Below are 24,512 nucleotides of genomic sequence, written 5' to 3'. Positions count from 1 at the left end.
CGTCGTCATCGGGCGGACGGGCGTGAGCCGACGCCTGCCTCCCGCCGCCGGCTGGGCGCTGGCGCTGCTGGTGGCCGCGGTGTTCTGCGGGCTGGGAACCTGGCAGCTCGGGCGTGCCAAGCAGAAACGCGCGATGCTCGCGCAGGTCGCCCAGGTGCTGCATGAGCGCCAGCCGCAGCCGCTGGCTGACGCGGCGCAGCACGGCCATGCGCAGGATTTCGCCTGGGCGGCCGGTACCGGCCGCTTCGCGCCGGGTCCGGCGGTGCTGCTGGACAACCAGACCCTCCAAGGCCAGGCCGGTGTGCGCGCCTACCGGGTGTTCGTGCCCGACGCGGGCGGCGTGCCGCTGCTGGTGGACCTGGGCTGGCAGCCGCTGGACGCGCAGCGCCGGCTGCCGCCGGTGCCGGCGCTGGCCGACACGCGGCGCATCGCCGGCCTGCTGGCGCCCCCGCCCTCGGCCGGGCTGCTGCGCGCGCCCGCGCAGGCGCAGGCCAACGGCGATCTGCTGGCCGTGGTGCTGGACCCGGCCGCGCTGGCCGCGCCGCTGCGTCAGCCCGCGCTGGCACCGCGGGTGCTCAAGCTCGACCCGGCCCTGCCGATCGGCTTCGCGCGCGACCTCGACGTGCTGCCCAATACCCTGCCGCCGGAGCGCCATCTGGGCTATGCGGTGCAGTGGTTCGGCCTGGCGCTGGCGGTGTTGATCACCGCCGGCGTGCTCACGTGGCGGCGCCGGCGCGCTGCCCGTGAGAAAATGGGGGCATGACCCCTTCCGATGTCGCTCCTGGCCGAAGCCGTGGCCGGTGGATCCTGCTTGGCCTGTTCGTGCTGTTCTTCGGCAGCGTGGGCGCGGCCGGCGTGCTGCGCTTCGCCGGCTGGCAGCCGGCCGGGCTGAAGAACCACGGCCAGCTGCTGCAGCCGGCCGTGGACGTGCGCGCGCTGCAGCCGGCGCTGGCCGGGGGTGGCACCTACACCTGGCGCCAGCCGCAGCGCACCTGGCGCATCGTGCTGGCGCCGCCGGCCGACTGCGTGGCCGACTGCGTGGCCCTGTCGCACCAGCTGGACACGGTCTGGCAGCTGTTCGGCCACAACGCCGACCAGGTCCACATCCTGTGGATCGGCCCGCCGCCGGCCGGCGCGGCGCGCCCGGCCTCGCTGCGCGTGCTGGCCGCCGACACGCCCCTGCGCGCGGCGCTGCCCGGCGTGGACGACCGCGCGGGCGTGCCGGTGTACGTGATCGACCCCAACGGCTTCGTGATCCAGCGCTTCGCCCCGGGCTTCGACCCGGCCGACCTGCGCAGCGACGTCGCCAAGCTGCTGAAACTCCTTTAGAGCGAACCCCACCGTAATGCCTGCCTTCCCACGCCTGCCGTTCCGGCACTTCCACCGCATCGCCTGGCTGGCGGCGTTCATGACCGCCAGCACGATCGTCTTCGGCGGCTTTGTGCGCCTGTCCGACGCCGGCCTGAGCTGCCCGGACTGGCCGACCTGCTACGGTCGCGCGGCCTGGCCGCAGGCGCCCTCGGAGATCATCGACCACGCGCAGCTGAAGATCCGTCCGCTGGAGACCCACAAGGCCTGGCGCGAGCAGGTGCACCGCTTCCTGGCCGGCATGCTCAGCATCGAGATCTTCGCCCTGGCGCTGATGGCCGCGCGCCGACGCCGGCTGGGCGTCGTCCAGGTCATCGTGGCCGCGGCGCTGGTGGCGCTGGCCATCCCGCTGTACATGAAGGGCCAGCACGTGGCGGCCAGCGCGCTGGCCCTGATCGGCGAGGGCATCCTGCTGGTCGCGGCCTGGCGCTGGTCGAACAGCGACCTCGCGCGCGTGGCCATGCTGACCCTGGCGATGATCATCTTCCAGGCCCTGCTGGGCATGTGGACGGTGACCTGGCTGCTCAAGCCGATCGTGGTGATGGGCCACCTGCTGGGCGGGCTGGCGACCTTCGCCCTGCTGGTATGGATGGCGTGGCGGGCGACCCAGCTGCCGATCACCCTGGTCGACGCGCGCGCGCTCAAGCGCGTGCTGGGCGTGGGACTGGCGCTGCTGGTGGCGCAGATCGCGCTGGGCGGCTGGGTCAGCGCCAACTACGCGGCGCTGGCCTGCGGCGGCGGCAGCTGGCGCATGGCCAACTTCCCGCAGTGCGTGGGCCAGTGGTGGCCGCCGCACGACTTCCGCGAGGGGTTCACCCTGTGGCGCGGCATCGGCGTGGACTACGAAGGCGGCGTGCTCGACGGCGCCTCACGCATCGCCATCCAGATGGCGCACCGGCTGATGGCCATCGTCCTGGCCTGCTGGCTGGCGTTCTGCGCGCTGCGGCTGTGGCGCCAGCCGGGCATGCGCGGCTGGGGCGCGGGCCTGCTGGTCGCGCTGCTGGCCCAGGTGACCCTGGGCATCCTCAACGTCAAGCTGGCCGTGCCGCTGGGCGTGGCCGTGCTGCACAACGCCGGCGCGGTGGTGCTGCTGTTCGTGATGGTCTCGCTGCTGGCGCGACTGAGGACGCCGGAATGAGCGCCGCGCGCGCCACGGTCAAGGACTACTGGGACCTGACCAAGCCGCGGGTGGTGGCCCTGATCGTGTTCACCGCCTTCGTTGGCATGATCCTGGCGATCCCCGGCCTGCCCAGCGTCACCCAGGTGCGGCACGGGCTGCTGGGCTTCCTCGGCATCTGGATCGCGGCTTCGGCGGCGGCGGCGATCAACCAGCTGCTCGATGCGCGCATCGACGCGCAGATGGCCCGCACCTCCTGGCGCCCGCTGGTGGTGGGCAAGGTGCAGCCGTGGCAGGTGCTGGTGTTCGCGCTGGTGCTGACCGTGATCTCGATGGCCATCCTGGTGCTGTGGGTCAACGTGATCACCGCGGTGCTGACCTTCTTCTCGCTGATCGGCTATGCGGTGATCTACACCGTCTACCTCAAGCGGGCCACGCCGCAGAACATCGTCATCGGCGGGCTGGCCGGGGCCACGCCGCCGATGCTGGGCTGGGCCGCGGTCACCGGCATGGAGGGCCCGTGGGACTGGGGCCACAGCCTGCTGCTGGTGCTGATCATCTTCGTCTGGACGCCGCCGCATTTCTGGGCGCTGGCGATCTTCCGCCGCGAGGACTACGCCAAGGCGCTGATCCCGATGCTGCCGGTCACCCACGGCGTGGTCTACACGCGCTGGCAGATCCTGTTCTACACCGTGCTGCTGGTGGAGGCCACGCTGCTGCCGGTGCTGTTCGGGCTCAGCGGGCTGTTCTACCTGGGCGGCGCGCTGGTGCTGGGCGCGGGCTTCCTGTGGTACGCATGGAAGCTGCTGGACCCGCCGGACGAGTTCTTCGCCATGCGCACCTTCCGCTATTCGATCGTGTACCTGATGGTGCTGTTCGCCTTCCTGCTGGCGGACCACTGGCTGGCGCCGCTGCTGCCGGGCATCGCCGGGCGCAGCCTGTGAGCCCGTTGCGCCGGCGCCATGCGCGCGGGAGGATGGTCGCGCGGGCGGCGCCGTTCGGCCGCCGCCACGTTCCTTCGAGTGATCGCCTGAATCCATGAGTGCCGAGCGCCGCCGCACCAAGCGCAGTCCCCGCTTCACCGAGATCGCCATCGAGGCGGGCGTCAGCCCCAGCACCGTCGACCGCGTGCTAAACGAGCGCGGCAGCGTGTCCGACGCGCTGCGCCGCAAGGTGGTCGAGGCGGCCAAGCGCCTGGGCACCAACCGCCTGCTGCCGGACGTGCGCCACGGCGTGCTGCATTTCGACGTGGTGCTGGTGCACAGCGAGATCGCGCTGTTCCAGCGCTTCAACAACGCGCTGGACCGCTACGCCAGCCTGATCGGCCCGCGCGTGACCGTGCATCGCAGCGCCTGGGGCGAGCGCGACGACGAGCGCCTGGCCGAGTTCCTGGAAAATCCCCCGTACCCGCGCCACGGCCTGCTGATCGTGGCGCGCGACAACGCGCGCATCGCCCAGGCCCTGCGCGCGGTCAACGCCGCCGGCACGCCGGTGGTGACCATGACCTCGGACGTGTCGGGCATCCAGCGCCTGGCCTACGTGGGCATCGACAACGTGCTGGCCGGGCGCACCGCGGGCTATCTGGCCGGGCGCTTCACCCGCCAGGCGGGCAAGGTCTGGATGCCGGTGGCCTCGCTGGATTTCCGCTCGCAGCTGGATCGGGTGGAAGGCTTCACCCAGATCCTGGCCGAACAGTTCCCGCACCTGGACCCGCTGCCGCCGGTGGAAGTGGCCGACGACAACGAACGCGCCCACGCCCTGCTGCACGACACCCTGCGCCATCGCCACGACATCGTGGCGATCTACAGCACCGGCGCGTGCTCGGGCGGCATCCGCCGCGCGCTGCGTCGCCATCCGCTGGCGGTGGCGCCGGTCTGGATCGGCCATGAGGCCACGCGCGAACACGCCGAACTGCTGCGCGCCGGCGACCTGGCCGCGGTGATCGACCAGGATCCGGAAGGGCAGATCCTCGCAGGCCTGCAGCACCTGCTGCACGCCAACGAGGAACTCGAGCGCGCGCCGGAGCAGCGCACGCGCTTCCGCCTGATCACGCCCGAGAATCTGAGCCAGTTCGAGCTGTTCGCGTAGGAGCAGGGGCCAGGAGCCGGCAAAACGCCAACGCGCCGGCTCAGTCGGCGATCGGCGCGTCGGTGCGCGCCTTGCCGCGCGCATAGCGCTGGGCCACGACCGCGCAGGTGATCAGCTGCACCTGGTGGTAGATCATCACCGGCAGCACGATCGCGCCCAGCGCGCCGCCGGCGAACATCACCTTGGCCATCGGCACGCCGGTGGCCAGGCTCTTCTTCGAACCGCAGAACACGATGGCGATCTCGTCGCTGCGGCTGAAGCCCAGCCGCCGCGCCAGCAGCGTTATCAGCCCCATGGCCACGCCCAGCAGCGCCGCGGCGAAGCCGACCACGCCCAGCAGCGCCAGCAGCGGCGTGTCGTGCCACAGGCCTTCGACCACCGCCGCGCTGAAGGCGGTGTAGACCACCAGCAGGATCGTGCCCTGGTCGGTGTACTTGAGCACCGCGCGCCGACGCTCGACCCAGCCGCCGACCAGCGGGCGCAGCAGGTGGCCGGCCACGAACGGCACCAGCAGCTGCAGCAGGATCTTGAACATGGCCTGCAGCGGATCGGCCATCTGCCCCTGGGTGCCGGCGAGCAGGGTCATGATCGCCGGCGTCAGGAACACGCCCAGCAGGCTGGAGGCCGATGCCGCGCACACCGCGGCCGGTACGTTGCCGCCGGCCATCGAGGTGAAGGCGATCGAGGACTGCACCGTGGACGGCAGCGCGCACAGGAACAGCAGGCCCAGCGCCAGCCCCGGCGTCAGCAGGTGCGCGGCCAGCGGATGCACCAGCAGGCCCAGCAACGGAAACAGCACGAAGGTGCAGGCCAGGATGGTCAGATGCAGTCGCCAGTGGGTCATGCCGGCGACGATGGCCTCGCGCGACAGGCGCGCACCGTGCAGGAAGAACAGCGCGGCGATGGCCACATCGGTGATGTCGTCCATCCACGCCGCCGCGGTGCCTCGCACCGGCAGCAGCGAGGCCAGCAGGACCGTGCCCAGCAGGCAGAGCGTGAAATTGTCGATGCGCAGACGCTTGAGCAGGTTCACGAGCAGGGGCAGTGGAGCGGTGGGGACGTCGATTCTACCGGCGCTGTCGGTGAGACCCGCGCGCGCCTTCCGGAATGGGATGGGGTTTATGTGGGAGCCGCCATGGCGGCAATGTGGCTCTACCGGGAAAGCCCCTCGCCGCCATGGCGGCTCTCACACCAAGTCCCGTCATTCCCGCGAAAGCGGGAATCCAGCGCCTTCCGCGCGAACCAATCAAAGACCCCGGGCTCCCGCCTCTGTGGGGGCGACGACGGGGAACCCGCAGCGCTCAATGCCCCGACGCGCGCGCCTTGAGCAGTTCGCGCAGTTCGTACTTGTCGGTGTCGTCCAGGCCCTGCGCGCGCTGCTTGGCCAGCAGTTCGTCCAGGCGCTGCTGCAGGGTCTGCTTCTCCAGCTGCACCACCGCATCGTGCAGCTCCTGGCGCCAGGTGGTTTCCTCGCCGGGCAGCGCCTGCATCATCAGCTTCTGCAGCGCGGGCAGTTCCTCGCGTTCGGCGAAGTGCTCCAGCAGTGCGCCGGGGGTGATCTCCGGGCGCGCCTGGATGATGTCCAGCAGCTCGGTCAGCAGCGCGATGCCGGGCAAACGCAGGCCGGCGAAGGTGTAGGGCATCGGCACTTCCAGCGCCAGCGACGGCGCGTGCAGCAGCAGCAGGATCGCGCTGCGCACCAGGCTGGGCCGCTGCTGCGGGCCCGGCGCGGCGCGGCGCGCGACCGGCCGCGCGGCGGGCGGGGCCGGCGGCGGGTTGGCGCCCACGCCGGTGATCCGCGCCAGCTGCGCGCGCATCAGGTCGCCGAAGGCGCCGTCGGGGATCTGCGCCAGCAGCGGCTTGGCGCGTTCGGCCAGGCGCGCCTTGCCGTCCAGCGTGCCCAGGTTGATCTCGCGCGAGAGCTCGTCGAAGAAGAATTCCGACAGCGGCGTGGCCTGGGCCAGGCGCGCGGCGAAGCCCTCGGCGCCCTCCTTGCGCACGATGGTGTCCGGGTCCTCACCGTCGGGCAGGAACAGGAAGAACGCCTGCCGCCCGTCCTTCATCCGCGGCAGCACCGACTCCAGCGCGCGCCAGCCGGCGCGCTGCCCGGCCGCGTCGCCGTCGAAGCAGAAGTACACGTCGGCCGCGTTGCGGAACAGCAGCTCGGCATGGTCCGGCGTGGTCGCCGTGCCCAGCGTGGCCACCGCGTACTTCACGCCGAACTGGAACAGGCTGACCACGTCCATGTAGCCCTCCACCACCACCAGCTTCTCGATCTTCTGGTTGGCCTGGCGCACCTGCCACAGGCCGTACAGCTCGCGGCCCTTGTGGAACAGCGCGGTCTCGGGGCTGTTGAGGTACTTGGGGCCGTCGTCCTTGTCCAGCACGCGCCCGCCGAAGGCGATGGTGCGCCCGCGCCGGTCGGCGATGGGAAACATCACGCGGTCGCGGAACTTGTCGTAGACGTGGCCGCGGTCGTTCTTGGAGAACATGCCGCCGCGCTCGAGCAGCTGCATCCGGCGCGCGTCGGTGCCCAGCGCGTCCTTCAGCGCCGAATAGCCATCGGGCGCATAGCCGATGCCGAACGCCGCGCGCGTGGCCGCGTCCACGCCGCGTCCGTCCAGGTACGCCCGGGCCTTGTCGCTGGCCTCCAGCTGCCGCTGGAAGAAGCGCGCGCTGGCCTCCAGCATCGTGTACAGCTCGCGGCTGTCGTCGCTCTGGTTGCGCTGGGCGGTCTCGCGCGGGACCTCCATGCCGGCGCGCTTGGCCAGTTCGTCGACCGCGTCGAGGAACTCGAGGCGGTCGTAGTTCATCAGGAAGCTGATCGCCGTGCCGTGCGCGCCGCAGCCGAAGCAGTGATAGAACTGCTTGACCGGCGAGACGGTGAAGCTGGCCGAGCGCTCGTCGTGGAACGGGCAGCGCGCCGCGTATTCCTTGCCCTGGCGCTTGAGCGGCACGCGCGTGCCGATCACCTCGACGATGTCCGTCCGGGCGAGCAGGTCGTCGATGAAGGCGTCGGGGATACGGGCCATGGCAGACGACTAGGATGCCACGCCCGTCAAGCCGAGCCGCCTCCGGCCCTTCCTCGCGCTCCGGCCGTGCGTGTCCCTCTCCCTGCGCGCCAGCCCGCGTTGGGCGCCCTCCCTTCCGGCCGCAGGCGAGGGGGAGCTCGAAGTCGCGAGCTGGCGGCTGAGGGGGAGGGGCGGGTGCTCTTCGCGGCAAACCAGCCCGTCTCAGCGTCCCGTCCAATGCCCATCGGCCCAGAGCAGGCGGGCAGGCGACGCCATCACCCTCGGCAGCCGAGGAGCCAGCGCTCCGACCCCTTCCAACGCAACCCTTACGCCCGCGGCGCGCAGTCCCGATGCGACGGCAGCTCCTGCGCCGGCAGTGCCTGGGCGTCCGGATCGACCGCCGCCGGGCGCTCGGTGGGACTCTGGCGCAAGACCGCCTCGCGCTCGGCCGCGCGGTGCGCGGCACGGGCATCCATCCGCTCGTCGATCACCGCGGTCAGCAGCGCCCCGATGAAGAACACCACCGTGGCGTAGTACAGCCACACCAGCATGATCACCATCGCGCCCATCGTCCCGTAGGCGCTGCCGGGGTCGGTGCTCGCCAGGTACAGGCCGATGCCGTAGCGCCCGGCGATGAACAGCCCGGCGGTGATCACCCCGCCCAGCAGCGCCTGGCGCCATTCGACCGGCCGGTCGGGCAGGTAGTGGTAGAGGAAGCCGAACGCCGCCGCGTACAGCACGAAGGTCAGCGCATTGCCCAGCACCGGCAGCAGTGAGGGCACGCTGGCCAGCACCACCTGCAGCGCGGTGGCGGCCATCATCGAGACGATCAGCAGGAAGCCCAGCCCCAGCACCACGCCGAAGGAGAACACGCGCTTCTTCAGGAAATCCCACACCCCTCCGGTCAGCTCGGTGCGATCGGTGTAGAAGATCAGGTTCAACGCGGCCTGCAGGCGCGCGAATACCGCCGTGGCGCCGACGAACAGCAGCAGCGTGCTCCACAGCCCGGCCAGCGATCCCACGCTGGGCTGGGCCTTGGCGTTGGTCAGCACGGTGCGCGCCACGGCGCCGGCCTGTGGCCCGGCCAGCCCCGCGATCTGGCGCAGCAGTTCGTCTTGCGCCGGCGGGTAGAGCGAGGCCACGATCCACAGCAGCAGCACCAGCAGCGGCGCCAGCGACAGCAGCGCGTAGAAGGTCAGGGCCGCGGCCTGGGTCATCAGGTCGCTCTCGGCGAAGCGCTTGGCCAGCGCCACCGGAAAACTGTCCTGCAGCTTCTGCAGGCGACGGCTCAGTTTGTCGGACGAGGGCAGATGCATGGCATGGATCGGCGTTGCGACGGTTGCCGATCAGCATGCCCCGCAGGGGTGTCACCAGCCGGTGATCGAAGGGATCAACCCGCGCCGGCGGGCGCCTGGGCCGACCACACGCTGTTGGCCTCGCCGGCAAGGGCGCGACGGCGCGCGGCCACGCCCATGCGCCAGTACGCCACCGCCAGCAGCAGCGCGATCGCGCCCACGCCGAAGCGCGTCCAGTGCCCGTGCCACAGCGCCGCGAACAGATGCTCGCCGGTGCCGATCCACCCGGCCACCGGCACCAGCGCGGTCAGCGCCGCGCAGGCGAACAGCAGCTCCGCACCGGCCCTGGCCGGCGCACGCAGCAGCGCCCACAGCAGCAGCGCGAAGAACACCGCGTAGTAGGCGAACTTCGCCTGCGCCTCGGGCAGCAGGGCACCGGCGATGAACAGCGCCGAGACCCCGCCCACGCAGCCCAGGCAGACGCCGAGCGTCAGCCGCGCCATCACCTGCGTGCGCGCCGGCTGCTGCGGCGTGCGCCGCTTGCGCCGCGCCTCGATCCACAGCAGGTTGCCGCTGTAGAACAGGAACGCCCCACCCAGGCCCAGCACGAAGTACAGCCAGTGCACCGCGTTGTGGCCGTAGCTGCCGAAATGCAGCGCCTGCAGCCCGCGCAGCATCGCGGTGCCCGGCGACATCCCGCGCGGGTCGACCACCCGCAGCACCTGGCCGCTGGCGCCGTTGAGCGCGACCACCGCCAGCGTGTTGAGATGGCGCTGGTCGATCTCGCCGTACAGCTCGATCTGGGCGTTGGCATCGCCGGCATCGTGGTAGGCGATGGATTCCACCTCCATGCCCGGCAGCGCCAGCTGCGCGCGGCGGATCAGCTCGGCCACCGGCAGCGTCGGCGCGGCGACCTTGGCCGGCGCGACGTGCGGGACGACCTCGAAGTCCGACGCGAGCACCTGCATCAGCTTGCCGCCGAACACCAGGTACTGGAACGGCGCCAGCAGCACCAGGCCCAGCGTCAGCACCGCGCCCGACCAGGCGAAGATCACGTGGAACGGCAGCGAGAGCATGCCGATCACGTTGTGCGCGTCCTGCCACAGGCGCTTGAGGTTGCTGCCCACGCGCAGCGCGAACAGGTCCTTCAGCAGCACCGGCGCATAGGCCACCACGCCGGACACCAGCGCCAGCCCGTACAGCACGCACACCACGCCGAACAGATAGGTGCCGAAGGTGCGCGGCAGCCCGGCGGTGAAGTGCAGGTCGTAGAGGAAATCGACGAAGCCCACGCGCTGCGGCAACTGCCGCACCGCGCCGTGTTCGTCGAGCCGGTACTGGAAGGTCTCGCGCCCGCCGGGCGGCTGATGGAACACGCGCGGCACCGGGCCATGGTCGCCGGCCAGCACCAGGAACATCGCGTCGCGCGCGGCCGGATGCTGGCGCTGCACGGCGTCCACCAGGGCCTGGGCGCGGGCCAGCGTCTGCGCCGGGTCCGCGCCCGCGGCATCGGCCGCGGCCGGGCGTGGGGCCCAGTCGCTGAGGTCGTGGGTGAAGATGCTGAAGGCGCCGGCATAGAAGGCGATGAACAGCGCCATCCCGGCCAGCAGCCCGGCCCAGGTGTGCAGCGACAGGAAGCTGCGCAGGGTCGCGGCCTTCATGCCGGCAGCTCCGCGGCCCAGCCCAGCGCCTTGGCCGCGTACAGCGCGGCATAGGCCAGCACCGTGGCTCCGCCCAGCCACAGCCACGCGCGCGCGCCGCTGCGGCAGGCGAAGGCCGCCGACATCACCCCGATCCACACCGGGAAGGAGAGCAGCAGCAGCGGCAGCGTGTGCACCTCCAGCCGGCCCGGCCACAGCAGTGCCGCCAGCCCGACCACGCCGGTGGACAGCGGCAGGCCCAGCAGGATCGCCGCCAGCCACTTGCCGGTCATGGCGCCACCTTGCGCGCCTGGCGCCAGGCATCCATGTAGGGCAGCGCGACCAGGCCCAGCATCACGGTGCTCAATGCCGCGAACGTCCCGGCCCAGGTGCCCAGCACCGCGATGGCCAGCCCCAGACAGGCCGCGCACAGCAGCCAGCCGGCCACGCGCAGGCCGCGCGCATGCGCGCGCAGCGACGGCCGCAGGCGCTGGTGCGCGCAGGCCAGGTAGAACGCCAGCGCGGCCAGCAGGCCGCCCAGCAGGTACAGCGCCGTCATCGGCTTGCCTCGCGCATGCGCATCATCCTCACCAGTACGCCTCGAACCCGATCCCGACCACGCGCGGCGCGCCGATCACGATGTTCGGCTGATCGGCCCAGGCGTACTGGACATAGCCCTTGTCCAGCAGGTTGCTGCCGAAGACATAAGCGCTCCAGTCCAGGTTGCCGTAACCCAGCTTGCCGTTGACCAGCGTGCGCGAGGGCGCGCCCGCGGCGCCGCTGCCCACGCTGAACTTCACGCTGTCGCGGAAGTTGGCGTTGAGGTTGCCGAACCAGCCCTGCGCCCAGCGCCAGTTGCCGCCGGCCGCCAGCGTCCAGTGCGGCGCGTAGGCGAACTCCTGGCCGCTGTAGTCGGTGATGGTCGCGCCCTGGATGGTCCGGAACTCGTCGTAGCGCGTGCGCGTGCCGCCCAGCGAGGCGTACAGGTCGAAGCCCTCGTTGACGCGGTAGCGCGTCTCGGCCTCCAGCCCGTACAGGTGCGCGCGACCGGCGTTGACGGTGTTGTAGTCGTAGGTGTTGAGGCCGAAGTACGCGGTGACCTGCTTGTCCTTCCAGTCGATGTAGTAGGCATTGGCGTTGAAGGTCAGGCGCCCGTCCAGCCACTGCGTGCGCAGGGCCGCCTCGTAGTTCCAGGTGTATTCCGGGTCGTAGGCGACCACCTGGCTGCGGGCGATGTTGAAGCTGGAGCCGCCCGAGCGGTAGCCGCGCTGCACCGTCAGCGCCAGCGACTTGTCCGTGGCGAAGTCCCAGCGCAGCCCCGTCTTGGGCAGGAAGGCGGTGAAGGTGCGCGTGGTCGGCGCCGCGTAGCCGCCGCTGGCCGAGCGCACCAGGCCCAGCACGGCCTGGTTGATGCCCACCGCGGCCTGGTACAGCAGCGAGCCGGCGGCGCCGAAGCTGCCCGGATCGGGCAGGGTGCCGGCGAACACCGCGCTGGTGTCGTTGGAGAAGGTGTAGTCCTGGCGGTCGTAGCGGAAACCGGCCAGCAGGGTCCACGCCGGCGCCAGCCGCAGCTGGCCGTCGCCGAACAGCGCCTTGTTTTCCGACTCGGTCGGCGCATCGCTGTCGTAGTCCACCGGGATCACCGGCAGCGCCTGCGCGTAGCGCGTGGCGAGGGCGGTGGCTGTGGCCGCCGGGAAGCCGGAAGCGCGCAGCACCCCGGCGATGGTCGTCACCGGCGTGGTCACGTTGGTGCGGCTGGACTGCGTGTTGGCGTCGTCCGCGCGCGACCAGTACGCGCCCAGCAGCCCGTCCAGGCGCTCGCCGGCGTAGTGCAGGCGCAGCTCCTGCGAGCGGCCGCGATAGTCGCCGTCGGTGAGGGTGTGGGCCGCATCGACCGGCCCCAGGTCGTTGTCGGCGCGGCGCGTGGTCGTCACCTTGCTCCAGGCGGTCACCGAGGACAGCGTCCAGGCATTGCCGAAGTCGTAGTCCACCTGCGCGGTGCCGATCTGCGCGTGGGCCCGGGTGGTGTTGGGATAGTCGGAGGTGTTGATCGGATGGGCGAACGGGTCGCGCACATCGCCGCGCGCGTAGGTGTACATGTACGGCCCGTCGCGGTTGTCGTTGATCCAGGTCAGGCGCGCGGTCAGCCCCGGCAGGCCCTTGGGCGTCCACAGCAGCTTGAAGCGGGCGTTGGTGCTCTCCAGCGCGTCCTCGCCGGTCTGGCGGGTGGGATTCCACACATAGCCGTCGAAATCGCGCTTCTCGGCGGCCACGCGGAAGGCCAGCTCATCGCGCACCAGCGGGCCGCCACCGGCGAAGGCGTAGCGCTTGTCCGACGGATCGGACAGCAGCACGCGGGCGTGGCCGCTCCAGTCCATGCTCGGGTCCTCGCTGCGCATCACGATCGCGCCGGCCAGGGCGTTCTGGCCCTGGATGGTGGACTGCGGGCCGCGGAAGATCTCGACCTGGGCCAGGTCCCACAGGTCGGTGGGCAGGCTGTCGCTGGCCTGGCTGGGCAGCGCCGCGCCGTCCAGGTAGATGGTGGCCAGCGGGTTGGGCGCGCCGGACTCGTCGGCGATGCCGCGGATGGTGAAGCCGCGCTGGCCGTACATCGGGGTGACGTTGGGCGTGCGGTTGATCAGGTCCGACAGCGAGAGCAGGTTCTCCTGCTCGATCCTGGCGCTGGTGGTCACCACGACGCTGGAAGTGGTGTCCTGCAGCGAGCGGTCGGTCTTCTCGCCGGTGACGGTGACCTTGTCCAGTTCGGTGGCGGCGAGGGGCGGGGTGGCCTGCTGTGCCGCGGCGGGCAGCGCCGTCAGCACGGCCAGGGTCAACAGCGCCGGACGCAGCCCGGCGCGGGCAGTGGGAGCACACATGTGGAACGTTCCCGGGAGGTCCTTGCAAGGCGGACCTGCTGGCGGGCGCGGCGAAAGGCTTGCACCCAGTCAGGAAAGTGTAGATGAGAATTGCTTGCGATTGCAGCCCGGGTGCGTCAGGCGCACGGCGCGCGGCCCGCAGGCGGGGGCGGCCTCAGCCGGCCAGCTTCTGCTTGACCAGCTTGGACACCAGGCCCATGTCGGCCTGCCCGGCCAGCTGCGGCTTGAGCACGCCCATCAGCTTGCCCATGTCGGCCGGGCCGGCGGCGCCGGTCTGGGCGATGGCCGCGTCGATCGCCGCGGCGATGGCGGCCTCGTCCAGCTTGGCCGGCAGGTAGGTGTCGATGATGGCCAGCTCGGCGCGCTCGATCGCGGCCAGGTCCTCGCGGCCGGCGCTCTCGTACTGGCTGACCGAGTCCTTGCGCTGCTTGACCATCTTCTCCAGCACGGCCAGCACGGCGGCATCGTCCAGCTCGATGCGCTCGTCGACTTCGCGCTGCTTGATCGCCGCGTTGATCAGGCGGATCACGCCGAGGCGGTCCTTCTCGCCGGCCTTCATGGCGGTCTTCATGTCATCGGTCAGCTGTTGCTTGAGGCTCATGGCCATCCTCCGGGGCAGGTGCGCGGGCGGGCCCGCGCGGTGGAACGGGAAAAAGAGACGACAAAAAGCCGGCGACGCTCGCGCGTGCCGGCTCTTGGTCTGGCTTGCCGCCGGTCCACCGCGCAAGGCGGTGGCCGACGCAACGACCCGCCTTCGCTCAGTACAGGCGCTGGCGCTTGGTGACGTCGCGCGAGGAGCGACGCAGCTGGCGCTTCACCGCGGCAGCGGCCTTGCGCTTGCGCTCCTGGGTCGGCTTTTCGTAGAACTCGCGCTTGCGGGTTTCGGCCAGCACGCCGGCCTTTTCGCAGGTGCGCTTGAAACGACGGAGCGCAAACTCGAACGGCTCGTTTTCGCGGACTTTGACGCTGGGCATGGAATCTCCGGGACACAAAATTACCGGGCTCAAACCCGGTGAGCCGCGCACTATAGCGGCTCGTCCCGCCCCGCGCAAGCGCGCGGACTGGAAATGGCCCGGGTCCGGGCGCATCCTGTGGCCATGAAAGTCCTCGGCATCGAAACCTCCTGCGACGAGACCGGCGTGGCCGTCTACGACACCGCCCTGGGCGGCGCAGCCGGCCTGCGCGCCCACGCGGTCTACAGCCAGATCGCCCTGCACGCCCAGTACGGCGGCGTGGTGCCGGAGCTGGCCAGCCGCGACCACGTGCGCAAGCTGCTGCCGCTGATCCGCCAGACCCTGGGCGAGGCCGGCCTGTCCACGCGCGATCTGGACGGCGTGGCCTACACCGCCGGCCCCGGCCTGGTCGGCGCGCTGCTGGTGGGCTCCGGCGTGGCCCGGGCGTTGGCCTGGGCGCTGGACCTGCCGGCCATCGGCGTGCACCACATGGAAGGCCACCTGCTGGCGCCGCTGATGGAGGACGACCCGCCCGCGGCGCCGTTCGTCGCCCTGCTGGTGTCCGGCGGCCACACCCAGCTGGTGGCGGTGGACCGGATCGGCGCGTACCGCCTGCTCGGCGAGACCCTGGATGACGCGGCCGGCGAGGCCTTCGACAAGACCGCCAAGCTGATGGGCCTGCCGTATCCGGGCGGCCCGCAGCTGGCGCGGCTGGCCGAGACCGGCACGCCGGGGGCCTACACCTTCGCCCGGCCGATGACCGACCGCCCGGGCCTGGACTTCAGCTTCTCCGGCCTGAAGACCCAGGTGCTGCTGGCCTGGCGCGACAGCGACCAGAGCGAGACCACGCGCGCGGACATCGCGCGCGGCTTCGAGGACGCGGTGGTCGACACGCTGGCGATCAAGTGCCAGCGCGCGCTGGAGGCCGCCGGCAGCGACACGCTGGTGATCGCCGGCGGCGTCGGCGCCAACAAGCGCCTGCGCGCCAGGCTGCAGGCCATGTGCGAGCAGCGCGGCGGCCGCGCCTGCTTCCCGCGCCCGGCGCTGTGCACCGACAACGGCGCGATGATCGCCTTCGCCGGCGCACTGCGCCTGGAAGCCGGCCAGCGCAGCGACGCGCAGGTGCACGTCACCCCGCGCTGGGACATGGCGACGCTGCCGGCGGTGGCGTGATGCATGCACTGCGGTGCGTGGGAGCCGCCATGGCGGCGATGAGGATTTCCCGGTAAAGCCCGTCGCCGCCACTGGCCGAAAAGGCCACAAGGGCGGCTCCCACACACAAGCAAGCATCGGCGCCGCCTACAATCGTGCGATGACCGAAGACGCTTCCCATCCCCGCGTCCAGCTCGAACCTTCGTGGAAGGCGCGGGTGGGCGACTGGCTGCTGCGGCCGGAGATGCGGGCGCTGGCGGCGTTCCTGCGCCAGCGCAAGCAGGCCGGGGCGCACGTGTTTCCGCCGGGTCCGCAGATCTTCGCGGCGTTCGATGCCACGCGGTTCGAGGCGGTCAAGGTGGTGATCCTGGGCCAGGATCCGTATCACGGTGCCGGGCAGGCGCACGGGCTGTGCTTCTCGGTGCTGCCGGGCGTGCCGGTGCCGCCGTCGCTGCAGAACATCTACAAGGAACTGGCCAGCGACATCGGCTTCACCCCGCCGGACCACGGCTGCCTGACGCCGTGGGCGCGCCATGGCGTGCTGCTGCTCAACTCGGTGCTGACGGTCGAGGAAGGCCGCGCCGGCGCGCATCAGGGCAAGGGCTGGGAGGGCTTCACCGACCATGTGATCCAGACGCTGGCGGACGAGCGCGAGCATCTGGTGTTCCTGCTCTGGGGCAGCTATGCGCAGGCCAAGGGCAAGGTGATCGATCCACGCCGCCATCGCGTGCTGAAGGCGCCGCATCCCTCGCCGCTGTCGGCGCACCGTGGCTTCCTGGGCTGCCGGCATTTTTCGCAGGCCAACGAGTACCTCAATCGGCATGGGTTGGGGGCGGTCGACTGGACGCTGCCGCCGCGGGCGCAGTTGGAGCCTTAAGGCTTCCGGTAGAACCGCCTTTGGCCGCTTCCGCCTAGCGAGGCTAACGCTTAGTTGGCCGTTCTCGAAGCGCGCGCGCTTGCCCCCTTCTTTTGGCCGCAGGCCAAGGGGGAGCTCGAAGTCGCGGCTAGCGACTGAGGGGGCTCTTCGCGGGGAAGTCAAAAGCAAAAGCACCCCCTCCCAACCTCCCCCTTCGCTTCGCGAAAGGGGAGGGGCCGTTCTCGACTTCGGTGGGGACGAAGGGGCTGCTGGTAGTCCTGCTTCGTCTGCGTGCCGGGAACGGCGCGAGGCTTTGCGGCTGCGGCTGCCGGCACGGTGTCGGATATCCAGGCGTCAGGGCCGCGCCCTGCACCGGCCGCCGCGCTACGAGGCCTTCTTGGTCGTGGTGGTCTTCTTGGCCGGGGTCTTGCTGGTGGTGGCCTTCTTGGTGGTGCTGGCCTTGGTCGAGCCGGACTTGCCGCTGCTCGACTTGCTGGAACTGGACTTCTTCGTGCTCGACTTGGTGCTCGACTTCTTGCTGCTCGAAGTGGCCTTCTTGCGGGTGCTGCTGGTCGTCACCGGCTTGCGGCGCTCTTCCGGCGGGGACACCGGCGGGGCGGGCATGGGCTCGGCCGAGACCGTCTTGACCTCGGCCTGCAGCGCTTCGAGCTGCGGGATCATCTTCTGCTGGATGCCCACCATCAGGCTCTGCATCATCGTCGGCGTGCGGTCCAGCAGGCGCTGGCCGGCCTTGCTCTCGTAGAACTTGGTCATCGCCTTGACGTCGTCGTCGTCGAAGGTCTTGCGGTACACGTCCAGGTAGACCGGGCGCATCTGCTCCCAGGCCAGCGACTGGCGCACGATTTCCGAGGTCCTGGCCTGGATCTGCTGGATCTCGGCCTGCTGCTGCGGGGTCAGCGTCTTGCCCTGGGTGAGCTGGGCGAACTGCTCCCGCTGCATCGCCTCGACCTGGGGCTGGATGGCCGCCAGCATGCTCTGCGCGCGCGAGGCGGCCAGCAGTCGGTCGATCTCCTCGTCGGTCGGCACGCGGGCCAGCGCGGGCGCGCAGACCGCCGCCAGCAGGGACAGCAACAACAGGACGGACGTGAATCGACGACGTGGCATGTGGATCTCGAAAGGCGCGCAACGTGACCGGCGATGGTGCCGAGCCGACGCGGGGTGCGTGTAAAAATTTCACTAAGCGAAGGCGGCGATTCTGCGTGGGTTCGCGCGCGCCGCAAAGCCCGATGACAGACTCGTCAGGTGCGTGCCCGGGGCGGGGTTCAGGACCGCCGTGGTCGCCGGTGCACGCGATGCGCCCGCGCACGGCGTGTCATCGCCTTGGCCTACAATCGCCGACATGCCGGCCGGTTCCCTCCAGATCACCCCTGCGCTCTCGATCCCCGACGAGGAACTGATCGAGCGCTTCGTGCGCGCCAGCGGCGCCGGCGGGCAGAACGTCAACAAGGTCTCCAGCGCGGTCGAGCTGCGTTTCGACGTGGCCGGCTCGCCGTCGCTGCCCGAGGCCCTGCGCAGCCGCCTGCTGGCGCGCCGCGACCGGCGCCTGACCGACGAGGGCGTGCTGGTGATCGACGCGCAGCGCTTCCGTACCCAGGACCGCAACCGCCAGGATGCGCGCGAGCGCCTGGCCGACATCATTGCCGCCAGCCTGTCGGTGCCCAAGGCCCGCGTGGCGACCCGACCGAGCCGCGCCTCCAAGCTGCGCCGGCTGGATGAGAAGAAGACCCGTGGCCAGATCAAGCGCAACCGGACCGCACGTGACTGGGACTGACCCGACCCCGAGGCCGCCGGGGCAGATGCCGGCCACTCCCCGCAACATGCCGCGCGTGAAGCCCAACCGCTTCAACCGCTGGTGCGCGCGCACCCTGCTGCGCCTGAGCGGCTGGCGCATCGCCGGCGAGCTGCCGGACATCCCCAAGCTGGTGATGATCGTGGCCCCCCATTCGTCCAACTGGGACGGGCTGTGGGGCATGGCGGCCAAGATCGCGATGGGCTTCGAGGTCAAGGTGCTGGCCAAGGCCAGCCTGTTCTGGTGGCCGCTGTCGCTGCTGCTGCACAAGCTGGGCGTGGTGCCGGTGGACCGCGCCAACGCCGGCGGCGTCGTGTCCACCGCGGTGGACACCATCCGCCGCAGCGAGCGCATCTGGTTCGTGGTCACGCCCGAGGGCACGCGCAACCGGGTGGAGAAGTGGAAGGCCGGTTTCTGGAAGATCGCCCGCGCCGCCGATGTGCCGGTGCTGATGGCCTACTTCCACTATCCCGAGAAGATCATCGGCCTGGGCCCGGTGTTCCACACCAGCGCCGACATGGAGGCCGACATGGCCGCCATCCGCGCCTGGTACCGGCCGTGGATGGGGAAGACGCGCGGGACTGTCTGAGCAACGAGTTGAGGGGAACGAGGAACGAGTAAGAGCGGACCGCCACGTGCGCTCTGGCGCTTCCTCGTTCCTCGTTCCGCCTCACCCGCTCCTCAGAGCGGCTTGCCGCCGAACTTGTAGGTGAAGTCCAGGTACAGGCTGCGCCCCAGCGAATCGAACCAGGACACGTCGTAGTACGGATAGGCGGTGTAGCTGGCGTCCTTGGGCGGCATCTTGTCCAGCACGTTGTTGACCGTCAGCGACAGGCGCGCGCGGTCGCCGAACTGCCGCGACAGCGACAGGTTGTAGCGCCAGGTCGCCGCGATCCACGGACTCTCGCCCGAGTCCTCGTCGAAGTCCTGGTCGTAGGAGGCGTAGTTGGGCAGCTTGCCCAGGCGCTGGCCGTAGACCGTGGCCGACCAGTCGGCCCTGCTCCAGCCCAGGCTGGCGCTGGTCTTGGTGCGCGGGATGTCGTAGCCGCTGTTGACCGCGAACTCGTCCACCATCGGATCGCCGGCATAGACCTGGATGTCGTGGCGGTGCACCCAGGTGTAGTCCAGGCCCAGGGTGAACAGGCCCAGGCCGGTGTCCAGCTTCCAGTGCGCGGCCAGGTCGGCGCCGGAGGTGCGCTCGCGGGCGATGTTGATCGGTTCGACGGACACGCCGTAGAGCTTGCCGTCCGCCAGGCGGGTGACGCGCGAGAGCGCGTCCACGCAGGTGCCCGAGCTGAGCGGGACCGCGCCGGTGAGGCAGTCGCGCTCGTTGCGCAGCACCACGTCCACGCGCAGATCCTGCACCTGGTCGCGCATGTCGATGTCAAACCAGTCCAGCGAGATGTCGAAGCCCGGCGTGGGCGAGAACACCAGGCCGGCGGTCCACGAGGTGCTGGTTTCCGGCTTGAGGTCGCGGTTGCCCACGCGCGTGCGCACGATGCCCTCATCGCCGTAGCTGCAGTCCTCGTACGGCGTGCCGGCCTCCTCGGTATCGCAGCGGTAGTAGTCCACGCCGGAGGTCTCGTCCTCGCCTTCCTGGGCGAAGAGGTAGTGCAGGTCCGGTGCGCGGAAGGCGGTGCCGTAGGAGCCGCGCAGCAGCAGCGCATCGATCGGGCGCCATTCCACGCCCGCGCTCCAGGTCGGCTTGTCGACGCTGCGGCCGGCGAAGCGGTACTGGTCGAAGCGCCCGGCCACGCTGAGGTTCAACCGCTCCAGCAGCGGCAGGCGCAGTTCGCTGGCCACCGCCCAGCGGTTGCGGCTGCCGTGGCCGTCGGAGTCCTTCCAGCTGTAGTAGTAGTTCTGCGTGGCCAGCGGATCGGGCTTGAGGTCGTAGCCCTGGCTGCCGAACTCGGCCGTGGCCGAGAGCCCGGCCGCGCCGCCGGGCAGGGCGAACACCTCGGCGTTGGTCACGGTGAAGGCCAGCGTGTCGTTGCGCGACTCGGGGTGGTAGGTGGAGCGCGCGAAGATGCCGTCGTACTCGGCGCGGGTCAGCGGCGTGTACAGGCGCGCCGGGTCGGCGTCGTAGATGGGATAGCCCGAGTCCTCGTCGATGCCCAGCATCGGCCCCAGGAACAGGTCGTTCGCCCTGGACGCGACGATCTGCGGCCAGCTCACCGCCAGCGAATACTGCGAATGCGACAGCGAGGCCTCCCAGTCCCAGGCCTGGCCGAAGCGGCCGGCCAGGCCGGTGGTGAGGCTGAAGGTCTTCTGCCGGTTGCGGACCGTGCCGGTGTTCAGGCCGCCCATTTCCTCCGGGGTGAACTGGCGCTGCCAGTACTCCACCTGTTCGGTGGCCTGGTTGTAGAAGTAGCCGTCCTTCTGCCCGTCGGGCTGCTGGTAGGACCAGCTGCGCACGTCGCGGAACAGGTCGATGGTGTGGTAGCCGGCCTGCACGTCGGCGAACCAGCGCAGCCCATCGCCGAAGTCGTAGCTGAAGCTGCCGTAGGCGTTGAGGCCCTTGCGCTTGCTGATGATGGTGCCGTAGCCGATCGCCTTGTCGCTGCCGCAGTAGTAGCCCGGGCCGTAATCGTCCAACGCCGGATCGTAGTCGCCGTAGCGCGGGCGCGAGGCGTAGTAGGTGGAGTTGCCGTTGAGGCGGGCCAGCGCCTCGCAGGTGTCCTGGCCGGGGTCGAGGTAGGTGTCGTAGTAGTCCGTGCGCAGGAAGCCGCGGCGCGCGATCCGGCCACTGGCCACGGGAGAATCCTGCGAGGAGTCCTGGATGCCGCGCTGATAGGCCCACAGCGGGTTCTGCCCGGTGTATTCCAGTCCATAGACGGCGCTGAAGGCGCCGCGCTCGAAGCCGCTGGAGATGCTCAGGTCGAACGAGTCGGCATCGCCGCGGCTGGTGGTGCCGAAGCGGTAGTCCACCGTGGTGCCGTCAGCGTGCTTCTTCAGGATGAAGTTGACCACGCCGGAGATCGCGTCCGAGCCGTACACCGCCGAGGCGCTGCCGCTGAGGATCTCGATGCGTTCGATCATCCCCAGCGGGATGTTGGAGATGTCGGTGAAGTTGCTGCGGCCCTTGAACGGCAGCGGGAAGTCGGCGATGCGGCGGCCGTTGACCAGCACCAGGGTGTGGTTGGGCCCCAGCCCGCGCAGGTCCACCTGCTGGGCGCCGGGCGAGAAGTCCGCGCCGTTGGCCGACTGCTGGCTCTGGGTCTCGCCGCCGTTCTGGGTGATCGCGCGCAGCACGTCGGGCACGGTGGTGAAGCCCTTGGCCTTGATGTCCTCGGCGGTGATGGTGGTGATCGGCGCCGGGCCCTCGACCTGGGCGCGCGGGATGCGCGAACCGGTGACCTGCAGGCGCTCCAGGTCGGTCGGGGCGTCGGTGTCGGCCTGCGGCGCGGGTGCGGACTTCGGGCGCGCGCCGGGCGCAGGCCGCGGGGTCGTGTCCTGGCGGGCGATCAGCAGGGCGCCGGAGGCGTCGCGCCGGGCGACCAGGCCGCTGCCTTCGAGGAGGCGGTCGGCCGCCTGCCCGGGGCTGAGCTCGCCGCGCACGCCGCGGGTCTGCAGGCCGGCCAGCTGCTCGGGGCGGTAGAGCAGCTGCGCGCCGGTCTGGCGCGAGAGCGCCTGCAGGGCGCCGTCCAGGCTGCCGGCCGGGATGTCCAGCTGGCTGGCGGCCTGGGCCTGGGCGGACAGGGCCGCCGCACAGGCAGCGCTCAACAGCAGCGTTCGCAGCTTGGAATGCATTCGACTCTCCCCAGAGTGGCGGGCGTGCGGGGGGCGCGCCCATGCAAGGCTCAGGACGAACAACTTCGCCACTCCCCCCACGCGATCGACGCGCGGCGTGCTCAGCGGCTGTGCAGCAGCACCGTCCCGGGGCGGCGTTCGGCGTGCACGGGGAAGCCGCGTTCGAGCAGGCGCACGAAGCCGTCGGCGTTGTCCCACTGGAAGGTCCCCGACACCCGCAGCGCACCGGCCCCGGCGTCGGCCACCACCAGCTTGCGCGCGTTGTAGCGGTTGAACTCGGCCACCGCCTCGCGCAGGGCGGTGTCGCGGAAGCTCAGCAGGCCGCCGCGCCAGTCCAGCGCGGCCTCGGCCTCGGCCAGCGGCACGCTGCGCACCAGCACCCCGTCCGGGCCGGCGATGGCGATGCTGCCGGCCGGCAGCAGCGTGGTCGGGGTAGGACGGTCGCCGTGGGCGTCTGATTCCAGCCGCACCGTGCCTTCGGTGACGATCACGCGCGTGGTGGTCCCGTCGCGGCGCACCGAGAAGCGCGTGCCCACCGCCACCGCGCGGCGCGCGCCGGCCTCGACCACGAACGGCCGGTCGGCGTCCTTGGCCACCTCGAAGTAGGCCTCGCCACGCTCCAGCGCGATGCGCCGGCGCGCGGCCGACAGCGCGACCTCGATCAGGCTGTCGCTGCTGAGCGTGGCGCGCGAGCCGTCGGACAGCGCCACCGGCTGCAGCTGGCCCAGTGCGCTGGCGTAACGCGCGCTTTCGGTGACCGCGTAATGCCTCCAGCCGGCGCCGGCCACGCCCAGGGCGAGCAGCAGCGCGGCCGCACCGGCGAGCAGGGCGGGCCAGCGGCGGCGGGAGCGCGCGGGGCGTGGGGCGAAGACCACCTGCGACAGGTCGGCGCCCGGGCCGGGGGCCGCGGTGGGCGGTGCCGGCGGGGACGACCAGGCGCCGCGCGGCGGCACCGTGCCCGGCGCCACCCCGGCGCCGAGCGCGGCCAGGCGGCCGCTCTGTTCCCAGGCCGCTTCCAGCCGCAGGAAGGCGATGCGGTGCGCGGTGGCCTGCGCCAGCCAGGCCTCCAGCGCGTCCTGCGCCTGGGTGTCCCAGTCGCCGCAGTCGCGCCGCGCCAGCCACGCGGCCGCGCGCGACTCAATCCTGGCGCTGTCCGTCGACATGCCGGTGTCCGGTCGGTTGCGATGCGGCGGCGGGGCGCGCCGGGCCGCCGCCGTGATAGGCCCCGGCCAGCAGGCGCATGCCCTTGGCCAGGTGCTTCTCCACGGTCTTCTCGCTGATGCCCATGCGCATGGCCGCCTCCTTCTGCGACAGTTCCTCCACCCGCCGCAGCCACACCACTTCCCGGCAGCGGTCCGGCAGCCGGTCGAACGCCTCGGCCAGCCGCCTGAGCACCTGCCGTCCGCCGCACACGCGTTCGGGACAGGCCTCGTCCACCAAGACGTGCAAGGCGTCCAGATCACCCACTGCCTCGATCGACACCACCCGCCCGCGGCGCAGCCGGTCGGTCATCAGGTGGCGGGCGGTGGCGAACAGGAAGGACTTGGGCGCGGTCGGCAGCGCCTTGCCGGCGGCCTCGTAGACGCGCACGTAGATCTCCTGGCGCAGGTCGTGGACCTCGTCGGGCCGCGACCAGCTGCGGCGCAGGTACGCGCTCAGCGACGCCTCGTGGATCAGGATCTCGCGGATGAACCAGTCGTCCAGGGCGTTGCGCATGGCCTGCACCATAGCCGAGCCGCCGCGCCGTTGCCCACGGGGGGATCGGCGCGGCTCGTTCGTCCTGCATGGCTGTCGCCCTCCAAAGGAAGCCCTGCCCATGCCGTCCGTTTCACGCAAGTCCTGGCCGCTGCTGGCCGCGCTGCTCTGGTCGGGTGTGGCGATGGCCGCGCCGGCCTCGCTGGACCGCTACCTGCTGGGCGACGCCAAGGCCGCCACGCCGGGCAAGGTCCAGCCCGGCCTGCTGCTGATGGGCGGCGGCGACCGCAACCACGACGCGCTGCGCTGGTTCTTCGCCAAGGCCGGCAACGGCCACCTGGTGGTGCTGCGCGCCTCGCAGGCCGGCGAGGTGGGCGAGGAGTTCTATCGCGAGGTGGGCGGCCCGGTGTCGGTGGAGACCTTCGTCTTCCACGACCGCCAGGCGGCCTACGACCCGAAGATGCTGCAGGCGCTGAAGCGGGCCGACGGCATCTTCATCGCCGGCGGCGACCAGTCGCGCTACGTGCGCTTCTGGAAGGACACGCCGGTGGCGGCCGCGCTGGATGCGCACGTGGCCGCGGGCAAGCCGCTGGGCGGCACCAGCGCCGGCCTGGCGATGCAGGGTGAATACCTGTACGGCGCCATGGACGGCGGCAGCCAGACCAGCCCGCGCGCGCTGGCCGATCCGCTGGGGCCGGAGAACACCATCGAGACCGGCTTCCTGCACCTGGCCGCGCTCAAGGGCGTGGTCACCGACACCCATTTCAGCGAACGCAACCGGCTGGGCCGGCTGATCGGCTTCGTGGCCAAGGCCGAGACCCTGGCCGGGCATCCGCTGATCGGCCTGGGCGTGGACGAGAGCGCGGCGGTGGCGGTGGAGGGCGACGGCAGCGCCCGCGTG

Annotated in this window: 22 protein-coding genes and 1 pseudogene; 10 read left to right on the top strand and 13 right to left on the bottom strand. The window is 71.1% G+C overall.

Translation table 11 applies throughout. The features are described 5' to 3' along the window. Nucleotides 1-22 precede the first annotated feature (22 nt). The 5 genes from LAJ50_RS18350 (at nucleotide 23) to LAJ50_RS18330 (ending at nucleotide 4,573) form a co-directional block, all read left to right on the top strand. Complete coding sequence (locus tag LAJ50_RS18350) at nucleotides 23-763, top strand: SURF1 family protein (RefSeq protein ID WP_224096381.1); 741 nt, start codon at nucleotides 23-25, stop codon at nucleotides 761-763. Continuing rightward, complete coding sequence (locus LAJ50_RS18345) at nucleotides 760-1,329, top strand: hypothetical protein (RefSeq protein ID WP_138654980.1); 570 nt, start codon at nucleotides 760-762, stop codon at nucleotides 1,327-1,329. Before LAJ50_RS18350 ends, LAJ50_RS18345 begins: the two co-directional genes overlap by 4 nt. 16 nt (nucleotides 1,330-1,345) lie before the next feature. Then, nucleotides 1,346-2,506, top strand: a complete 1,161-nt coding sequence (locus tag LAJ50_RS18340; protein ID WP_138654978.1) for a COX15/CtaA family protein — start codon at nucleotides 1,346-1,348, stop codon at nucleotides 2,504-2,506. Next, complete coding sequence (gene cyoE, locus LAJ50_RS18335) at nucleotides 2,503-3,429, top strand: heme o synthase (protein ID WP_130552364.1); 927 nt, start codon at nucleotides 2,503-2,505, stop codon at nucleotides 3,427-3,429. The genes LAJ50_RS18340 and cyoE overlap by 4 nt, the downstream gene beginning before the upstream one ends. Nucleotides 3,430-3,523: 94 nt before the next feature. Beyond that, nucleotides 3,524-4,573 (top strand): LacI family DNA-binding transcriptional regulator, encoded by a 1,050-nt coding sequence (locus LAJ50_RS18330; protein WP_138654977.1) that lies wholly within the window; start codon nucleotides 3,524-3,526, stop codon nucleotides 4,571-4,573. A 40-nt stretch (nucleotides 4,574-4,613) separates the two neighbouring features. Here the strand turns inward: LAJ50_RS18330 and LAJ50_RS18325 are convergent, their stop codons facing one another. The 9 genes from LAJ50_RS18325 to rpsU form a co-directional block, all read right to left on the bottom strand. Then, a complete protein-coding gene (locus tag LAJ50_RS18325; protein WP_171044674.1) occupies nucleotides 4,614-5,606 on the bottom strand; it encodes a bile acid:sodium symporter family protein in 993 nt (330 codons plus the stop codon). 268 nt (nucleotides 5,607-5,874) lie between these two features. Continuing rightward, a complete protein-coding gene (gene dnaG, locus LAJ50_RS18320; RefSeq protein ID WP_138654974.1) occupies nucleotides 5,875-7,605 on the bottom strand; it encodes a DNA primase in 1,731 nt (576 codons plus the stop codon). Between the two features lie 305 nt (nucleotides 7,606-7,910). Continuing rightward, entirely contained in the window at nucleotides 7,911-8,900 is a 990-nt protein-coding gene (locus tag LAJ50_RS18315) for a YihY/virulence factor BrkB family protein (RefSeq protein ID WP_138654972.1), read from the bottom strand. A 74-nt stretch (nucleotides 8,901-8,974) separates the two neighbouring features. Beyond that, a complete protein-coding gene (locus tag LAJ50_RS18310; protein WP_138654970.1) occupies nucleotides 8,975-10,540 on the bottom strand; it encodes a PepSY-associated TM helix domain-containing protein in 1,566 nt (521 codons plus the stop codon). After that, on the bottom strand, nucleotides 10,537-10,812 hold the full coding sequence (locus tag LAJ50_RS18305; RefSeq protein ID WP_138654968.1) for a hypothetical protein: 276 nt from the start codon (nucleotides 10,810-10,812) through the stop codon (nucleotides 10,537-10,539). Before LAJ50_RS18305 ends, LAJ50_RS18310 begins: the two co-directional genes overlap by 4 nt. Continuing rightward, the gene (locus LAJ50_RS18300; RefSeq protein ID WP_138654966.1) at nucleotides 10,809-11,078 is read right to left on the bottom strand and encodes a hypothetical protein; all 270 of its coding nucleotides are present in this window, start codon (nucleotides 11,076-11,078) and stop codon (nucleotides 10,809-10,811) included. The genes LAJ50_RS18305 and LAJ50_RS18300 overlap by 4 nt, the downstream gene beginning before the upstream one ends. Nucleotides 11,079-11,106: 28 nt before the next feature. Continuing rightward, nucleotides 11,107-13,395 carry a TonB-dependent receptor gene (locus LAJ50_RS18295; protein ID WP_138654964.1) on the bottom strand — a complete coding sequence of 763 codons (2,289 nt, stop codon included), beginning with the start codon at nucleotides 13,393-13,395 and terminating at the stop codon, nucleotides 11,107-11,109. A gap of 154 nt (nucleotides 13,396-13,549) precedes the next feature. Continuing rightward, nucleotides 13,550-13,996 carry a GatB/YqeY domain-containing protein gene (locus LAJ50_RS18290; RefSeq protein WP_130552355.1) on the bottom strand — a complete coding sequence of 149 codons (447 nt, stop codon included), beginning with the start codon at nucleotides 13,994-13,996 and terminating at the stop codon, nucleotides 13,550-13,552. Nucleotides 13,997-14,153: 157 nt separating this feature from the next. Then, on the bottom strand, nucleotides 14,154-14,369 hold the full coding sequence (gene rpsU, locus LAJ50_RS18285) for a 30S ribosomal protein S21 (RefSeq protein WP_002808376.1): 216 nt from the start codon (nucleotides 14,367-14,369) through the stop codon (nucleotides 14,154-14,156). Nucleotides 14,370-14,492: 123 nt separating this feature from the next. On the opposite strand from rpsU, the gene tsaD reads away from it, so the two are divergent. Together tsaD and ung are read left to right on the top strand one after the other, a co-directional pair. Then, a complete protein-coding gene (gene tsaD / locus LAJ50_RS18280; RefSeq protein ID WP_138654962.1) occupies nucleotides 14,493-15,521 on the top strand; it encodes a tRNA (adenosine(37)-N6)-threonylcarbamoyltransferase complex transferase subunit TsaD in 1,029 nt (342 codons plus the stop codon). Between the two features lie 139 nt (nucleotides 15,522-15,660). Next, nucleotides 15,661-16,377, top strand: a complete 717-nt coding sequence (gene ung / locus LAJ50_RS18275) for a uracil-DNA glycosylase (RefSeq protein ID WP_138654960.1) — start codon at nucleotides 15,661-15,663, stop codon at nucleotides 16,375-16,377. Nucleotides 16,378-16,740: 363 nt separating this feature from the next. Here the strand turns inward: ung and LAJ50_RS18270 are convergent, their stop codons facing one another. After that, nucleotides 16,741-17,481, bottom strand: coding sequence for a DUF2059 domain-containing protein (locus tag LAJ50_RS18270; RefSeq protein ID WP_138654958.1), 741 nt, complete (start codon nucleotides 17,479-17,481; stop codon nucleotides 16,741-16,743). 235 nt (nucleotides 17,482-17,716) lie between these two features. Between LAJ50_RS18270 and arfB the strand changes: the two genes are divergently transcribed. Together arfB and LAJ50_RS18260 are read left to right on the top strand one after the other, a co-directional pair. Then, nucleotides 17,717-18,148 carry an alternative ribosome rescue aminoacyl-tRNA hydrolase ArfB gene (gene arfB / locus LAJ50_RS18265; protein ID WP_130552351.1) on the top strand — a complete coding sequence of 144 codons (432 nt, stop codon included), beginning with the start codon at nucleotides 17,717-17,719 and terminating at the stop codon, nucleotides 18,146-18,148. A 25-nt stretch (nucleotides 18,149-18,173) separates the two neighbouring features. After that, entirely contained in the window at nucleotides 18,174-18,755 is a 582-nt protein-coding gene (locus LAJ50_RS18260) for a lysophospholipid acyltransferase family protein (RefSeq protein WP_224096380.1), read from the top strand. A gap of 92 nt (nucleotides 18,756-18,847) precedes the next feature. On the opposite strand, the gene LAJ50_RS18255 is transcribed toward LAJ50_RS18260, so the two are convergent. From LAJ50_RS18255 to LAJ50_RS18245, 3 genes are all read right to left on the bottom strand, one after another. Next, the gene (locus tag LAJ50_RS18255; protein WP_138654956.1) at nucleotides 18,848-21,916 is read right to left on the bottom strand and encodes a TonB-dependent receptor; all 3,069 of its coding nucleotides are present in this window, start codon (nucleotides 21,914-21,916) and stop codon (nucleotides 18,848-18,850) included. 101 nt (nucleotides 21,917-22,017) lie between these two features. Further along, the gene (locus LAJ50_RS18250) at nucleotides 22,018-23,079 is read right to left on the bottom strand and encodes a FecR domain-containing protein (RefSeq protein ID WP_224096379.1); all 1,062 of its coding nucleotides are present in this window, start codon (nucleotides 23,077-23,079) and stop codon (nucleotides 22,018-22,020) included. Continuing rightward, nucleotides 23,054-23,632: an RNA polymerase sigma factor gene (locus LAJ50_RS18245; RefSeq protein WP_138652936.1), complete on the bottom strand. Its 579-nt coding sequence runs from the start codon at nucleotides 23,630-23,632 to the stop codon at nucleotides 23,054-23,056. The genes LAJ50_RS18250 and LAJ50_RS18245 overlap by 26 nt, the downstream gene beginning before the upstream one ends. Here LAJ50_RS18245 and LAJ50_RS20305 point away from each other — a divergent pair. Further along, a pseudogene (locus LAJ50_RS20305) lies at nucleotides 23,604-24,488 on the top strand (cyanophycinase); the annotation flags it as partial. The gene LAJ50_RS18245 and the pseudogene LAJ50_RS20305 sit on opposite strands and share 29 nt — an antisense overlap. Nucleotides 24,489-24,512: the final 24 nt, after the last annotated feature.

Origin of the sequence: Pseudoxanthomonas sp. X-1, assembly GCF_020042665.1 — a bacterium.
GTDB classification, from domain to species: Bacteria; Pseudomonadota; Gammaproteobacteria; order Xanthomonadales; family Xanthomonadaceae; genus Pseudoxanthomonas_A; species Pseudoxanthomonas_A spadix_A.
This window is presented reverse-complemented; position numbering and strand designations above follow the sequence as displayed.